We start from the raw sequence: 15,725 nt of genomic DNA on the forward strand, positions 1-15,725 counted from the left end.
TTCTGCCATACCGACTGATGATGTCGCCAGAAGTTGCCCGACTCGGACACGTCGCACTGGAGACGCCGGACCTGGACGAGTCGCTGTCGTTCTACGTCGACACGTCAGGGATGGAGATCGTCGAGCGGACAGACGAGACGGCGTATCTTCGGAGCGTCGAGGAGTACGATCATCACTCGCTCAGCCTGACCGAGGCCGACGAGCCAGGCATCGACCATATCGGATGGCAGACCGAAGCGCCCGAACACGTGGCCGCGTTCGCAGAGCGGTTCGAAGACCAGGGGCTGGACGTCACCTGGGTCGCGGAGGGTACCGAGGCGGGCCAGGGAGAGGCGATCCGCTTCGAGGTCCCGAACGGCCACCGCTTCGAACTCTACGGAGAGATGGCGAAGCCCGAACCGCCGAAGGAACGACGCTCGCAGTTGCGAAACCGGCAGTACGACCCCACCGACAACCATCCGATCGCACCGAACCGAATCGACCACCTCCAGATCTGGGACCAGGACGCGTTCGAGTGCGCCGAGTGGATCCGGGAGGAACTCGGCTTCCAGGTCCAGGAGTACTACGACCTCCAGGACGGCTCTCGGTGGGGGACGTTCCTCAGCGCCTGCGGCGTCAAGATCGATCTGGCTATCGTTCAGTCCGAGAACGACGACGACGACGCGGCCGTCCACCACATCGCCTTCGAGGTCGACTCCGCGAACGACCTCTTCGAGGCGCACAACGTGATGAACGAGAACGACGTCCCGGTCGACGGGATCGGGCAACACGGCATCTCGCGCGGTGAGTTTATGTACGCCCGGGATCCGACGAGCGGCCACCGCATCGAGTTCAACACCGGGAGTTACCTCACGCTCGATCCGCACTGGGACCCCGTCGCCTGGGAAGAAAACGACATCAGCGACGGCGACGATCACCAGTGGATCGGTGGGATCGACTCCCTGAAGCGAGTCACCTACTGAGACCACACCCGTCCCCGCTGTTCATCGTCGCTCGCGTCACACCGAGTCGCCGAGGGCGGGAGACCATCGCGAGGCCCAGATTCGGTACCTGCGGGGTTCGACTCGTCGTCCGCCGCGCAGTTCTCGGGCCGACTTGTCGATGCGCTGTCCGATTGGCCAGACGGTTCGTCCGCCGTCACGTGTAAACCGTCTATACTAACGGATCAGGGGTTCCGAAACTATCGCCGGACACGAGCGCGGTCCGAGTATTTCGATCGAAATCAGTTGTGTTTCCCACGATACGGAGATACAGACCGTGTGAGAAAGATTCATACTCGTGGCACGGAACCTTTACGAACGAGATGAACGCTCATCCGGAGGGACCACAGTATGTCGAGTGAACAACAAGATCAGCAACCGGTGAAGACGATCTGCCCGTACTGCGGCGTGGGTTGCGGGATCCAGATCGCACAGGACGACGAGGGCGAAGTCTCGTTCCGTCCGTGGGGTGATGCGCCGGTCAACGACGGTAGCATCTGCATCAAGGGCGGCGCGGCGACGCAATCGGTCAACCACGAGGATCGCTTGACCGACCCCCTGATCCGCGATGACGACGGTGAACTCCGCGAGGCGTCGTGGGACGAGGCCTACGATATGATCGTCGAGAACATGGAGCGCATCCGCGAGGACCACTCCGCACAGGGAGTGGGCTTCTACGGGTGTTCGAAGGCGATGAACGAGGAGAATTACCTCATCCAGAAACTGGCCCGACGCTACGGCACCAACAGCGTCGATACCTGTACCCGGATGTGCCACTCCTCGACGGTGTACGCCCTCAAGAACAGTCTCGGCGAGGGTGCGATGACAAACAGTATGGCCGACCTCGAAGAGGCGGCGGACGTGTTCTGGATCCAGGGCGCAAACCCCGGCGAGCAGCACCCCATCGCCAACAGTCAGTACTTCCGGCAGGCGGTACTCGAAGGGGCGACCGTCATCCAAGTCGACCCCCACGCCAACAAGACCACGCGGTCGTTCAAGATCGACGAGACCGACCGCCACATGCACCTCCAGCTCGAACCGGGGACCGACATTCCCCTGCTGAATATCGTCATCAAGACCATCCTCGAAAAGCACGAAGAGAACCCCGACGAGGGCTGGATCGACGAGGAGTTCATCGAGGAGCGCACCGAGGGGTTCGAGCACCTCAAGGAGACCCTCGAGGACTTCGACAAGGAAGCGGCGGCCGAGGAAGCCGGCGTCCCGCTCGAGGACATCGAACTCGCCGCCGAGAAGTACGCGATGGCGAACAACGCGGCCATCTTCACCGGGATGGGGATGAGCCAGCACACCTGTGGCGTCGACAACGTCCAGAACGAGATCAACCTCGCCCTGATCACGGGCAACCTGGGCCGACCGGGGACGGGTGTCAACCCCCTGCGCGGCCAGAACAACGTCCAGGGCGCGTCGGACGTCGGTGCGATGCCGAACGTCCTCCCGGGGTACCGTGACGTCTCCGATCCCGAGGTTCGTGCTGATGTCGAGGAGGTCTGGGACTTCGAGATCCCCTCGGAACCCGGCCTGACGAACGTCGAGGTCTCCCACGAGATCGGCGACACGATCCACGGGCTCTACATTATGGGTGAAAACCCCGTGATGAGCGAACCCGACACCAACCGGGTCGAGGAGCGCCTCGAAGAACTCGACTTCATGGTGGTACAGGACATCTACAAGACCGAGACCGCCGAGTACGCCGACGTGATCCTTCCCGCAACGTCGTGGGCGGAACGCGACGGGACGGTGGTCAACACGGACCGCCGGACCCAGCGGATGCGCGGCGTCGACAAGGTCCACCCGAACACCAAAGACGACCTCGAGATCCTCTGTGACGTTGGCAATCGCCTGTTCGGTGACGGCTCCTTCGACTTCGACGGGCCCGAGGAAGTCTTCGAGGAACTCCGGCAGGTGGCTCCCATCTTCCACGGGATGACCTACGATCGCCTCGGCGAGGAGGGGATCCACTGGCCCTGCTACGAACCCGGCGACGAGGGCGACGACTACCTCTACGGCGACGGCTTCACTACCGAGAGCGGTCTCGGCCAGATCGAAGGCGTTAGACACCAGCCGCCCAAGGAGACCCCCGACGAGGAGTACCCGCTCATCCTCACGACGGGCCGCATCATCGAACACTACAACACGGGGACGATGAGCCGACGCTCCGAGACGCTCAACCGCGTCGAACCGGAGAACTTCGTCGATGTCCACCCGAACGACGCAGACCGCTACGGCATCGAGGACGGCGACTACGTGACGCTCAAATCCCGGCGCGGCGAGATCGAGGTCGAGGCGCGGGTCACCGAGGACACGAAGGAGGGTACCGTCTGGACGACGCCGCACTTCGCCGACGCTGCGGGCAACCGCCTCACCAACGACGTCCTCGACGAACGCGCGAAGATCCCCGAGTACAAGGCTGCAGCCGTGGAAATCGAGGTCAGCGTCACGACCGACGACACCGACGACGCCGCCGACGCGCCCGCGGACGACTGATCACCTCGCCTTCCGAGGCACGCTCCGATTTTTTTTGCGCCCGCGCACCAGCACCGACTCCAGCCTCAGGCCTCCCACCAGTTACCGGGTCGCTGTCGCTCCCCAGACACTTTCCACAGCGCGTTCGGTGGCTCGGTCCGTCGGCTACGGCGAATCGCGGTCGGTCACTGCGCTCCGGGCGACGGGCGTCTCCTCGTCGACCACGTCGGCGAGGTCGAGTCGGTCCAGCAGCGACGTCGTCGGGACGCCTTCGGGACTCCACCCACGGGCCGCGTAGTACCGGCGGCGTAACCCGTCGAACCACTCCGTATCGAGCGCGGATCCCGCCGCCGGTCCATCGGAGAGCGGCCGCTCGAACGCGTCGGGGAGCGCTTCGTCGGCCGCGTCGAACCCCTCGCGAACGTTGAACAGTCGCGTCATCGTCCACGTGCGTTCGCCGACCCGGAGCAGTTCTGCGGGATCGGCCGGTGCGCGTGTGTCGATCGCCGCCAACCACTCCGCGCCGAGGTCCGATTCGAGCGCCGCGCCGGCGAAGTCGTCGGCGATGAGACACCACAGCGCCGAAGTGATCGTCTGCTCGCGGATCACGAGTTCGACGCGGTCCGTGTCGTCCCAGCCCTCGCCCTCGAACACCTCCGTCTCGGCGGGCAGCGAGCGCCGGTGGCAGGCCCCCCGGTCGCTGGTCGCGTACGCCAGTGCCGTCGTCGGCGAGCCCCGGGGGTCGTAGGCGGGCACCTCCATCGATTTGACCGTCGGGACGAGGTCCGCCCCGCCCAGTCGCTCCGCAGCGGCCTCGACGCCGTCGGCGAGCGCGTCGCCGACCTCGCCGCGCCGGTGGGCGATCGCCTCGATAAGCGTCCTGGCGGCGTCGTCGTCGCCGAACGAGAGGGACCCGTCCAGATCGAGTGCGGCGTCGACGGCGTCGGTCTCGTCCGCGCGGATCGCCCACGCGACGGCGTTGCCAGCGCTGATCACGTCGAGTCCGAGGCGGTCGCAGGCCTGACCGAGCGACGCGACGGCGTCGAAGTCGTCGATGCCCAGTCCCGCCCCCAGCGACATCGGGGCCGCGCCGCGCGGGACCGACTCGCCATCGTCGGTCTCGACGCGGAAGCCGCCCGGGATCTCGTCGTCGCCGCGCTCGCGGTCGATGGCAGCGTCCCGGACCGCTTCGATGCCGATCTCCGCCGCGCCGTCGAACCGTCCCGCCTGCCAGCCGTGCGTCGAGAGCACGCCGACCTCGTCGGCGAAATCCACTGTTTCGAGCGTCGCACTCGCCGCGTGCCAGCGGCCGACGTCGTCCTCGCGGTAGCGCTCCTCGTACTCGTCTCTGAGCGCTTCGATCTCCGGCGGGCGTTCGGGCGGTTCTCCGCGGGCGACGATCGCTTTCAGCCCCTTCGACCCCATCACGGCCCCCGCGCCGCCGCGGCCGGCGTGGTGCTCGCCGCCGTCGGAGGCGACGGTGGCGAAGCGGACCCGATGCTCTCCGGCGGGCCCGATGCAGGCCACCGGGTCATCGAACGCCGCACAGGTCGCGACGGCGTCCTCGCCCCACAGGGCCCCCGCGGGAGTGAGCGTCGCTTCGCCGTCCCGGAGTTCGAGGACCTGTGGCTCGTCGGTGCGTCCGGTGATCGCCACGCCAAGTGCGCCGTCGAGCGCGCCGACAAGCGCGGCCGCGAACTCGCCGCCGCTGTAGGAGTCCAGGAACGTCCCGGTGAGCGGCGACCGGGTGATAGCCGCAAACTGCGGTTCGCCCGGTAAGAGCCCGCTCAACGGACCGATCGTGAAGAGGAGGTGGTTCTCGGGGCCGAGCGGATCCGTCCCCGGCGCGAGCCGATCGTACAGGTAGCGCGCACCGAGGCCCTTACCGCCCACGTACTGCGTCAGCCACCGATCCGGAAGCCGTTCGCGCTCGACCGTGCCGGCGGTCAGGTCGACGCGAAGGAGATCGGTTGGCGCCCCGTCAGTCATACAGACGCTCGTAGCGGGGCGAGATTCATTAAGCGTTTGTTACGGGACTGTCCGACCGGTTCGGACCCACTCGCGATCCGTCCGGCTTACTCGGTCGTCGCGATCGCTTCGATCTCGACGGCAGCGCCTTTCGGCACGGCACCGGCACCGACAGCGCTCCGGGCGGGCGGTTCCGCCTCGAAGAACTCGCTGTAGGCCTCGTTGAATGCGTCGAAGTCGTCGATGTCGTCGAGGAAGACGGTCGTCTTCAGGACGTCCGAGAGCGAGAGCCCCTCGGATTCGAGGATCGCTTCGACGTTCCGGAGACACTGTCTGGTCTGTTCGCCGACCGGTTCGTCGTCGAGCAGTTCGCCGTCGGTCGTCAGCGGGAGCTGCCCGGCCGTGATGAGCAGATCGCCGTTCGTAGTCGCCTGGCTGTACGCGCCGACCGCCGCAGGTGCGTCGTCGGTGCTGATGGTTCGCTTCATACGGACTATCGTACCCCGTGGGGTTCCTTAAAAGTCGGTAGCGCGGCGGAGCGAGCACAGTGTGACAACACTCGAAGACGTTGTGTCGAACGGGGTCACTCCCCGCTCACTGATTGATGACGATGATCGCGACGAGCGCGAGGCCGATCCCCGCTGCCTTCTGTAGCGATAGCGGCTCGCCGAGCGCGGCGATACTGATCACTGCGGCCGTCACGAAGTACATCCCGCCGATCGTCGAGACGATGGCTGTCGACCCCACGGTGACGCCGATGAACGTCGAGACGACACCGACCGCCGCGGCGACGCCGGCGACCGCAGAAAACGCCAGCCCCCGGTTCGTGAACGCCAGCGAGGCGTCCGAGACGACGACGAAGAGACCGGTGACGACCGTCGCGGTGAGATATGAGAGAAACGCGGCCATCTCCGGATCGATCGTGTTCGAGGCGATGTCGCCGAAGATGATCCAAAAGCCCCACGCGATCATCGTCCCGGCGCCGAAGAGGATGGCGGGGTTCACGCGGTGGTCCCCCCCGTGGGACCGGGCTCACGAGTCTGGCCGTTTCGACTCCGACACCGCGCTGCGGTCTCGTCTCTGGGGTGCATACGTCCCGATACGCTCAGGGTCGGTTTGAGAGTGCTGCCGAAACACAGCATCTCCGAAATCCTACAGTACTGTTTTTTAGGGGTGGTCCGACAGTATGTGATAGTGGTTGACTCACAGGACGAGCACGGGACGCGGCCGTTCGAGGAGGTCTTTTACCCCGCGGAGCGGGTGCCCTTCGTCGAATGGCGCGAGTTCTCCGGGGCGAAGCCGACGGTCGCCCTGGTGGCGGCGGTTGCAGTCCTCGCGTTCGTGACGGGGCTCTCGAATCTGAGTCGGGCGCAACCCGTCGTCGAGGGGCCGTTAGCGACACTCATCCCGGCCGCACCGATCCTCGTCCGCTTCGTGGGCGTGCTCTTGGCCTTCCCGTTAGGCATCGCCACCGTGGGGCTCGGTCGCCGCAAGCGCCTCGCGTGGCTGGGCGCGATGGTGCTCGTCCCCGCACTCGCGATTCTCCCGCTCACCACCGGGCGGACGACCGAGATCCCGCTGTTGGTGCTCGTCCTCCTGACGGTGCCCCTGCTGGTGGCGAACCGCGAGGAGTTCGACCAGCCGCTCGGGCTCTCCTCGCTGCAAATCGCCTCGCTGGCGTCGATCCTCGGGGTCGGACTCTACGGGACCGTCGGCGCATATGGCCTCCGGAGACAGTTCCTCGAACTCGAGGGGTGGGGCGACGCGATATACTACGTGATCGTGACGATCGCGACCGTCGGCTACGGCGATATCACGCCGACGACGCTGGAAGCCAAACTGTTCTCGCTGTCGGTGATCCTGCTCGGGACCGGCGCGTTCACTGTCGCGGTCGGCGCGCTCATTGGACCGGCGATCGAATCCCGGATGGCGGCTGCCTTCGGAACGATGACTGCATCAGAACTCTCACTCCTCGAGGACCACGTGGTGGTCCTCGGATACGGCGACGTAGCCGAATCGTTTCTCGACCGCGTCGGCGACGGGACTGACCTCGTCGTCGTGACCGACGACGCAGAGGCCGCCTCGCGGCTGACCGACGCCGGGTTCGAGGTCCTGACTGACGATCCGACCGACGAGGCGGTGCTCGCGGACGCGCGTGTAGATGCGGCCCGCGGTGTCGCCGTCGCCGGCGACGACGACGCCGAGAACGTCCTCGCGGTCCTCGCCGCCCGCGACGTGAGCCCCGACATCCGGATCGTGGCCGTTGCGAACAAAGAGACGCACGCGAAGAAACTCGACGCCGTCGGTGCCGACGAGGTCATCGACCTCCGGTCGATCGGGGGGCGACTCCTCGGGGCGTCCATCCTCGACGGCGACGCGCCCGACGTCGACCCGGCCGCAGTGCTCGGATTCGCCGAGCAGGAGGCGGACCCCACCGCGGAGGACCAGCGGACGACGGATTCGGAGACAGGCGAGGACAGCGACGCTGACACGGACGACCCGGAGAGTCAACAGTCTAATACCGACGCCCGGTAACACTTGACACAATGAGCACAGCAGACGCCACGGGCGCGCAGCAGTTCTTGGCCAGCGCGCTGCTCGCGACCTTCGTCGGTTCGGGAGCGATCGTGCTGGTCGGATTCTTCTTCCCCTCGGCCGTGGGGCAGGCGCTCGGCGGACAGGCGCTGCTCGGGATGTCGTTGCTCTTCTTCGGCTCCGGACTGGGATACCTCGCTGTGCTGCCTTACGAGCGGATTCGAACGGACGACGCCGGCGTCTCCTCGCTCGTCAGGATCCGTCGGACGTCCGTTCGGTCAGTCATCTCGAATCTGATCTCCGTGCACGATCCCGTGACACTCGGGCTTCCGGTCGCCGTCTTCGCCCTGTATTTCCTCATCCGGATCGTCCGCCCGGCCGCGACGACGGCGGCGGTTGACACGCTGACCACGGCCGTCTTGCAGGGGATGGGGCCGTTCCTCCTGGGCGCGATGCTGGTCGCGGTCGCCTTCTGCGTCTTCGTGTTCTTCAGCGCCTGGGGCGGCGTGAAACTCGGCGGCGAGGACACCGAACCCACCTACACCTATCCGACGTACTTCTCGCTCGTGTTCACCGCCGGGATCGCCGCCGGGATCGTGTTCTGGGGGCCGGCCGAAGCGCTCTTTCATTACCAGACGCCCCCGCCGTTCTTCGACGCCGCACCGCAATCGGCCGCGGCGATCGACGCTGCACTCGTCTACGCACTCTTCCACTGGGGGCTGTCCGCGTGGAGCGCGTACGCGGTCATCGGGATCCCGATCGCGTACTTCGTCTTCGAGCGCGGCGCGCCGCTCCGCGTCTCGTCGATTCTGACACCGTTCCTCGGCGTCGACGGTCTCGATTCGCCGTGGAGTCGGCTGGTGGATACACTCGCCGTCTTCGCGACGATCGGCGGCATTGCGACGTCGATCGGCCTCGTGTCCCAGCAGTTCCTCGCCGGCGTCGGCTTCCAGTGGGGGGTCGCTCCGGGCGAACTCGGGCCGGTACTCTTCGTGGGCGGCCTCGCTGCGGTGTATATCCTCTCTGCGGTCTCGGGGCTGCACCGGGGGATCCGCCGGATCGCCGGGGTCACCGTCGTCCTGTTCGGCGTCTTCGCGCTGTTGATCTTCCTGGTCGGTCCCCGAGGGCCCGTCGTTGCACAGGGGACGGACGCGCTCGGCGCTTACGCCGTTAACTTCGTCCCGATGAGCCTCTACACCGGCGGCGCGTGGGTCACCGAGTGGACGGTCTGGAACTGGGCGTGGTGGTTCTCGTGGGCCCCCTTCGCGGGGACGTTCCTCGCGGCGCTCTCACGGGGTCGTCGCCTCCGGACAGTCGTCCTCACGAGCGTCGGCGCGACCTCGCTGGCGACCGGGGTGTGGTTCCTCGTCGTCGGGGGGACGTCGCTATCGCTGCAGCACTCCGGTCGAGCCGACATCCTCTCGGCGATCACCGCCCGCGGCGGGTCGGAAGCCGTCGCGGGCTTTCCGCTGCTGTCTGCGCTCCCGCTCGGAGACCTGTTGCTCTTTCTCTTCTTGGCGCTCATCGTGGTGTTCATCGTGACGTCGGCCGACACCGCGACGCTGATCGCGGCCATCCTGGCCTCTCGGCGGGGCGTCGCGCCCTCCCGCGGGACGATCGCGCTCTGGGGCGCGTTCCAGGCCGTCGTCGCGCTCGCGGTGCTTCTGATCGGCGGCGGCGAGACGCTTCAGGCACTGGCGGTGCTGACGGGCGCTCCCTTCGCGATCCTGTCGATGCTCGCGATCGTGGGACTGGCCCTGGGAGTCTCTCGGGAGGATCGAGGCAGTGACCACACGTCGCTCGTCAGGATCGCAGTTGATCGGTTGCCGACGATCCAGACGCATCACGACGTCGAGCCGCCGGACCGCGAGGACTGACCCGGGTCCGGGTCCTCAGTCGGCGATCGACGTGCAGAAGTTCTCGACGATCTGCTTGCCGGCGTCGGTCAGGATGCTCTCGGGGTGGAACTGCACGCCGTACTGCGGCTTCGACGCGTGTTCGACGCCCATCACGACGCCCTCGTCGTCGGTCGCAGCGGTCTCGACGAGCACGTCCGGGAGGTCGCCGCGCTCGACGGCCAGCGAGTGATACCGGCCGACCTCGAACGGATCGTCGACGCCCGCATAGAGCGCACTCCCGTTGTGCCGGACCGACGAGGGCTTGCCGTGGACGACCTCCGGAGCGTGTCCGACATTCGAGCCGTAGGCCGCACACAGCGCCTGGTGACCGAGACAGACCCCGAGGGCGGGATAGCCGGTCTCCGCGAAGACGTCGATCGAGACGCCGGCCTCCTGTGGCGTCCCCGGGCCGGGCGAGACGACGATCCCATCGGGATCGAGCGATCGGATGTCGTCGGCGTCGACCGCGTCGTTCCGGCGGACTTCGACGTCTTCGAACTCGCCGACGTACTGGACGAGGTTGTACGCGAAGGAGTCGTAGTTGTCGATGATGAGGATCACTGGCCGGACCCCTCCCCGTCGCTCTCGGTCCTGTCGGTGGCTGTTTCTTCGTCCGCTTCAGCGACTCCGACCGTGCGCCCGGTGGCAGTGCCGCCGTCGGCCTCGACGTCGGGGCCGCCCTCGACGTCGGAATCGTCCTCGCCGACGGCGAACGACGCGGTCTCACCGAGCGCCTCATCGACGGCGTTGAGCAGGGCGCGGGCCTTATCGAGCGTCTCCTGATACTCCGCCTCGGGGACCGAGTCGTGGACGATGCCCGCGCCGACGCGGAGGCGGTACTCCTCGCCCCGACGCACGAGGGTCCGGATCGTGATGTTGAGCGTCGCCCGCTCGTCGAAGCCGAAGATGCCGACGCTTCCGGTGTAGGGCCCCCGGCGCGTGGTCTCCACCTCGTCGATGATCTCCATCGTCCGCGGCTTCGGCGCGCCGGTGATCGTCCCTCCCGGGAAGACCGCTGCGACGGCGTCGGCGATGCTCTTGTCCTCGTGCCGTCGCCCCTCGACGAGCGACACCAGGTGCATCACCTCGGAGTAGCGATCCACGCGTCGGTACTCGGACACCTCGACGGTGCCGTAGTCGCTCACCTTCCCGAGGTCGTTCCGTTCGAGGTCGACGAGCATCGCGTGTTCGGCCCGCTCCTTCTCGTCACTGAGCAGATCCGTTTCGAGTTCGGCGTCTTCACTCGGCGTATCGCCGCGCGGCCGCGTGCCGGCGATCGGTTCGGTGAGGAGCCGGTCGCCCTCGACTTCGAGCAGGAGTTCCGGACTCGCGCTGACGAGGTCGACGCCGGGAAATTCTAGCAGCCCCGAATACGGGGCCGGATTGACACGGCGCACCGCGTCGAACGCCTCGACGGGGTGGACCGCGGCGGGTGCGGTCAGTCGATGCGAGACGTTCGTCTGGAACGTGTCGCCGTCGCGGACGTACTGCTTGATCGTCCGGACGCGGTCCGCGAACGCGCGCTCGCCGCACTCGCTCTCGAAGACCGCGCTGTCCGATGCCACCGGCGGCGACACGTCGACCGGTGTCCCGGTCAGTGCGGTCTCAGCCAGCGCTCTGGCCCGCGAACGTCCCGTCTCGTACGCATCGGCGGCGTCTTCGGATGACTCGCCGACAGACGGGCACGCGGTCACGCGTAGGTCGACCGCGTCGCCGTCGCGCGGCTCTTCCCAGGCGACCACGCGATCGAACACGCCGAGTTGGAGGCGCGGCAGCCCGTCGGACTCGGTCGTGTCCGGGAGGTCTTCGAGTTCGCGCGCGACGTCGTAAGAGAGCCATCCGAACGCCCCACAGGGGTACGGGACGTCGCAGTTCCCGCGAACCAACTGTTCGCGATCGAGCAGGTCGTCGATGGCCGCGACTGTCGGACTGTCGCCGCCGAGGCCGCTTCGCGCCGTTCGCGCTCCGTCGCTCGCCTCGCTCTCGGCGCTCCCCGCGCGATCGGATCCCTCGTATCTCCCGGGCTCGTCGACCTGGATCTGGTCGATCGGATCCACGGCGAAGTACCCCCACCCCGACTGTCCGCCGGTGGTCTCGAGGTACACCCCATCGATGTCCGGCGCGCGGACCCGTCGGTACGCCTCGAAGGGGTCCGACACGGTGACTCGCACTTCGACCGGGACGCGGGCCCCTGCCGGGGCTGTCGACGCCGTCTCGACGAACTCTGCTCGCTCAGTGACGACCGTTATCTCACTCATCTGGAACGATTTCCTCCACCGGCGGCACGGAGTCCCCCAGTGTTGTCGTTCCATCAGTAGCAGTGAGACCGGCAAAAGGCTTGCGTGAGCGGCCCTTTCTACGAGTCAGTCGATCGGCTCGATGAGCGACGCTCGAACGCGAGCGCGAGCTCCGCCTCGTCGCGGCGAACTTCAAGACGTTGCGTATTCCCGCCAATCAAATATCAGGAACTGTCCACAACTACTGAGAGAGTCGCCCTTGGCAGGAATGCGACGGTCCGAGGCCCGACACGAACGATGAAACAGGAACCACAGACGACCCTGATCGACGGCAACGAGGTCAGCGGCCGGATTCGCGACACGCTCCGAGAGGCCGTCGTGCGGCTGCGAACCGACGGCGTCACGCCGCGACTGGCAACGGTCCGGATGGGAGACGACGGAACGAGCAAGACCTACGTGTCGATGAAACAGCGGGCGTGTTCGGATCTCGGAATCCAGAGCGAACATCACGAGGTCGACACCGACGAACCGTCCGCGACGCTCCTCGACCGAATCGAGGAACTGAACGCCGATCCCGACGTCGACGGGATCGTGGTACAGCGACCGCTGCCGGTCCACATCAACGAGCGCGACGCGTTCCGCCGGATCGACCCCGAGAAGGACGTCGACGGTTTCCACCCCGAGAACGTCGGCCGACTGGTCACCGGTGATCCGCGGTTCAAGCCGTGTACGCCGCACGGGATTCAGCGGTTACTCTCCGCCTACGACATCGAGACCGACGGCCGAGACGCGGTCGTCGTCGGCCGTTCGAACGTCGTGGGTCGGCCGACAGCGAACCTGCTCTTACAGCGTGCACCTGGCAGTAACGCGACCGTGACCGTCTGTCACTCCCGAACGACGGATCTCGCCCAGAAGACACGCGGAGCGGACATCGTCGTCGCGGCGACGGGCGTCCCCGAACTGATCGACGCGGAGATGCTCTCCGCGGGCGCGGTCGTCGTCGACGTCGGGATCAACCGCGTCGACACGGCCGCCCGCGACGAACCCCAGTTCGTCGGCGACGTGGACTTCGAGAGCGCGTCGCAGAAAGCACGCGCCATCACGCCCGTCCCCGGCGGTGTGGGGCCGATGACGATCGCGATGCTCCTCTACAACACGGTCAAGGCGGCGGGTCTCCGCGCCGACGTCTCGGTCGACCTCCCGTGACTGCGGGTGCGATAGCGAATCGAAGCCGGCGAGTGGTGTCGATGCCTCTTTGATCGCGCTCCCACGAGCGCCTGTATGGACTCGTTAACTGCCCACCACGTCGGTATCACTGTCTCGGATCTCGACCAGGCCGTCGAATTCTACAGAGATGCCCTCGGACTCGACGTCGTCGCAGAGTTCTCGGTCGGGGGTGAGGCCTTCGCGACCGGTGTCGGCGTCCCGGACGCCCGCGCGTCGTTCGTTCACCTCGACGCCGGCGACGTCCGGCTCGAACTCGTCTCGTATGACGCCACCGGCGACAGCCAGGCCGGCCCGCAGATCGATACCGCCGGTGTGACCCACGTCGGCCTCGCGGTCGACGACGTGGCGGCGTGTTACGGTGGCCTCCCGGACTCCGTCGAGACGGTGAGCGAACCGCAGACCACCGAGAGCGGTACGACCATCTTTTTCGTCCGCGACCCGGAGGGTAATCTCGTCGAGGTCCTCTCACCGTGAGATCGAGTGTCGTTCACGATCGTTAGGCAACGTTTTTTCGAGTATACGCCAAAATATGGAACGTTTCTGCAAGAGACGACACCGTATACGAACGAAGAATAAAAATACCCGAACTAGTCCTAACAAACCCTCATAGGGGTCAGGTGCCTACGAGTAAATACAATGGCAACAGCAAGCAACTTCGAGAACAACCAGACGAGCGAAACCGAATTCTATCTCCCCGGCACGTCGATCTCGACGGTCTACGACCGCGTGGGCGACAAGATCAGCGCGATCTTCGGCCGTCACGGTCGCGTCCTGATCCCCTCGTCGTACAACAAGTAAGCCGCCGAGTCCTTCGATCGTTCGCGGCTCTTACACTGTCTCGCCGTTTTCGACCGCGCTCTTGCGGATATTCGCTGCCTCTCGCTTTTTCTATCGATCGTTCCGAGGTCCGATTCCGTTCAGGGCGGCAAGCCGAGGGTCGCCCGTCAGTCGGCCGACTGTGGCGCGGCAGTCGGCGGTTGCGAGCGCAGTTCTCGGATCGAGTTCACCACGACTGCCCCGCTCACGAGCATCGCCGCGCCGACGATGATCGCCAGCGACACCGTGTTGAGGACGGGCATCTCGATCGCCCCACCGATCTCGCGAACGGCGACGGCCACCGATCCCAGGAGCAGCATCACGCCGAAGTAGACCTTGATGTCGTCCTCCTCGACGAGGCTCGTGGCGGCGGCACCGAGGCGGGCCCCGAGTGCGCTCCCCGCGAGCAGCGGGACGACGATAGCGAGGTCGACAGCGCCGTCCATCGCGTAGAGGAAGCTCCCGATCCCACCCGAGAAGACGATCTCGAAGAGGTCGGTACCGACCGCGACGGGGACGGGAACACCGATCAGGTAGAACAGCGCGGGCATCCGGATGAAGCCCCCGCCGACCCCGAGGAAGCCCGAGAGGAGTCCCGTCGCGAACGCGACGCCTAAGATCATCCACAGCGAGACCGTGAGTCCCCCCTTGATTGACATCATCGGCGGAATCCGGTAGGACTGGATCTTCTTGGCGATGTCGGGGATATCTTCGGCCGCCTCCTCGGCGTCCATCCCTTCGGCGTCGTGGTCGACGCCGCCGCTGTCGCCGCTCTTCAGTGCATTGTACGTGATGAAGACCCCGATTCCGCCGAGGAGCGCGACGTACGCGACGCTGACGACGGTGTTAGCCAGTCCGATGTCCTGCAGCCAGTGCAACCCGAACTTGCCGACCTCGATGCCGGCGGTCGTTCCGGCGATCATCAACACGCCGAGTTTGTAGTCGACCTGTCCCAGGTCGCGGTGCTTCAGCGTCGCGATGACCGACGTCCCGAAAACGAACGCTAGCCCCGATGCGACGGCCACGTCAGTCTTGTATCCCATCACGAGAAGCGCCGGCGTGACGAGGAAGGACCCACCCATCCCGAAGAATCCGAACAGGAGCCCGATCAGGACGCCGAACCCGGCGAACATCCCGAGCAAACTCACGGCGACGCCGAGGATCTCCACGATCACTCACCCCGCAGCATGCGGGCGATCTTCGGCCCGAGCGCACTCTCTAACAGTCCATATCCGACGTACAGGACCAGCGCTTCGACGAGTACTGCGCCGATCAGTATCGCCGCGCCCGTCGGCCCGGCGGCAGCTTCAAGCCCGAACATCGGTTCTCCCCTCGATGAATATTGCGTACATCATGGATTTCTGCGCAACCGACCCTAACCGACGCGTTCACTTAACGGTATTGGGATTGTTGTACAATACAATATCCGCGTATCCAACGCATGGTTGCTGATAGGTTATGAGTGAGTTTCCACCCCAAACGTCGACGTTCAGCGGGTGCGCGCGCAAAAACGGTGATCAGAGCCGGACTGGTCGGTAACTGTCGGCGCTCGACGACTCACCAATAATACGGGGAGATCA

At 66.0% G+C, this 15,725-nt stretch carries 14 protein-coding genes; 7 read left to right on the forward strand and 7 right to left on the reverse strand.

The features are described from left to right. Positions 1-20 precede the first annotated feature (20 nt). Complete coding sequence (locus BLU74_RS07750; protein WP_089766834.1) at positions 21-962, forward strand: VOC family protein; 942 nt, start codon at positions 21-23, stop codon at positions 960-962. A gap of 369 nt (positions 963-1,331) precedes the next feature. Further along, positions 1,332-3,485, forward strand: a complete 2,154-nt coding sequence (gene fdhF, locus BLU74_RS07755; RefSeq protein WP_089766702.1) for a formate dehydrogenase subunit alpha — start codon at positions 1,332-1,334, stop codon at positions 3,483-3,485. 144 nt (positions 3,486-3,629) lie between these two features. Here fdhF and BLU74_RS07760 read toward each other — a convergent pair whose 3' ends face one another. The 3 genes from BLU74_RS07760 to BLU74_RS07770 form a co-directional block, all read right to left on the reverse strand. Further along, positions 3,630-5,453, reverse strand: coding sequence for an aldehyde ferredoxin oxidoreductase family protein (locus BLU74_RS07760; RefSeq protein WP_089766703.1), 1,824 nt, complete (start codon positions 5,451-5,453; stop codon positions 3,630-3,632). Between the two features lie 86 nt (positions 5,454-5,539). Continuing rightward, positions 5,540-5,920, reverse strand: a complete 381-nt coding sequence (locus BLU74_RS07765) for a Rid family detoxifying hydrolase (RefSeq protein ID WP_089766704.1) — start codon at positions 5,918-5,920, stop codon at positions 5,540-5,542. 106 nt (positions 5,921-6,026) lie between these two features. Next, positions 6,027-6,437, reverse strand: coding sequence for an EamA family transporter (locus BLU74_RS07770; RefSeq protein WP_089766705.1), 411 nt, complete (start codon positions 6,435-6,437; stop codon positions 6,027-6,029). 189 nt (positions 6,438-6,626) lie between these two features. Here BLU74_RS07770 and BLU74_RS07775 point away from each other — a divergent pair, with 189 nt between their 5' ends. Then, positions 6,627-7,967: an NAD-binding protein gene (locus BLU74_RS07775; protein ID WP_089766706.1), complete on the forward strand. Its 1,341-nt coding sequence runs from the start codon at positions 6,627-6,629 to the stop codon at positions 7,965-7,967. An 11-nt stretch (positions 7,968-7,978) separates the two neighbouring features. Continuing rightward, positions 7,979-9,844 (forward strand): BCCT family transporter, encoded by a 1,866-nt coding sequence (locus BLU74_RS07780; RefSeq protein ID WP_089766707.1) that lies wholly within the window; start codon positions 7,979-7,981, stop codon positions 9,842-9,844. Positions 9,845-9,859: 15 nt separating this feature from the next. Here the strand turns inward: BLU74_RS07780 and BLU74_RS07785 are convergent, their stop codons facing one another. Both BLU74_RS07785 and pabB read right to left on the reverse strand, forming a co-directional pair. Then, positions 9,860-10,426 (reverse strand): anthranilate synthase component II, encoded by a 567-nt coding sequence (locus tag BLU74_RS07785; RefSeq protein ID WP_089766708.1) that lies wholly within the window; start codon positions 10,424-10,426, stop codon positions 9,860-9,862. Beyond that, positions 10,423-12,123: an aminodeoxychorismate synthase, component I gene (gene pabB / locus BLU74_RS07790; RefSeq protein WP_089766709.1), complete on the reverse strand. Its 1,701-nt coding sequence runs from the start codon at positions 12,121-12,123 to the stop codon at positions 10,423-10,425. The genes BLU74_RS07785 and pabB overlap by 4 nt, the downstream gene beginning before the upstream one ends. Positions 12,124-12,399: 276 nt before the next feature. Between pabB and BLU74_RS07795 the strand changes: the two genes are divergently transcribed. From BLU74_RS07795 to BLU74_RS18900, 3 genes are all read left to right on the forward strand, one after another. After that, positions 12,400-13,308: a bifunctional 5,10-methylenetetrahydrofolate dehydrogenase/5,10-methenyltetrahydrofolate cyclohydrolase gene (locus BLU74_RS07795; RefSeq protein WP_089766710.1), complete on the forward strand. Its 909-nt coding sequence runs from the start codon at positions 12,400-12,402 to the stop codon at positions 13,306-13,308. A 75-nt stretch (positions 13,309-13,383) separates the two neighbouring features. Continuing rightward, on the forward strand, positions 13,384-13,803 hold the full coding sequence (locus BLU74_RS07800; RefSeq protein ID WP_089766711.1) for a VOC family protein: 420 nt from the start codon (positions 13,384-13,386) through the stop codon (positions 13,801-13,803). 162 nt (positions 13,804-13,965) lie between these two features. Then, entirely contained in the window at positions 13,966-14,127 is a 162-nt protein-coding gene (locus BLU74_RS18900; RefSeq protein WP_175454591.1) for a hypothetical protein, read from the forward strand. A gap of 146 nt (positions 14,128-14,273) precedes the next feature. Here BLU74_RS18900 and BLU74_RS07805 read toward each other — a convergent pair whose 3' ends face one another. Then, positions 14,274-15,278, reverse strand: coding sequence for a sulfite exporter TauE/SafE family protein (locus BLU74_RS07805; RefSeq protein ID WP_175454606.1), 1,005 nt, complete (start codon positions 15,276-15,278; stop codon positions 14,274-14,276). A gap of 38 nt (positions 15,279-15,316) precedes the next feature. After that, positions 15,317-15,466 (reverse strand): DUF7512 family protein, encoded by a 150-nt coding sequence (locus BLU74_RS18905; RefSeq protein WP_175454592.1) that lies wholly within the window; start codon positions 15,464-15,466, stop codon positions 15,317-15,319. Positions 15,467-15,725: the final 259 nt, after the last annotated feature.

The organism is Halobellus clavatus (assembly GCF_900107195.1).
GTDB lineage: Archaea > Halobacteriota > Halobacteria > Halobacteriales > Haloferacaceae > Haloquadratum > Haloquadratum clavatum.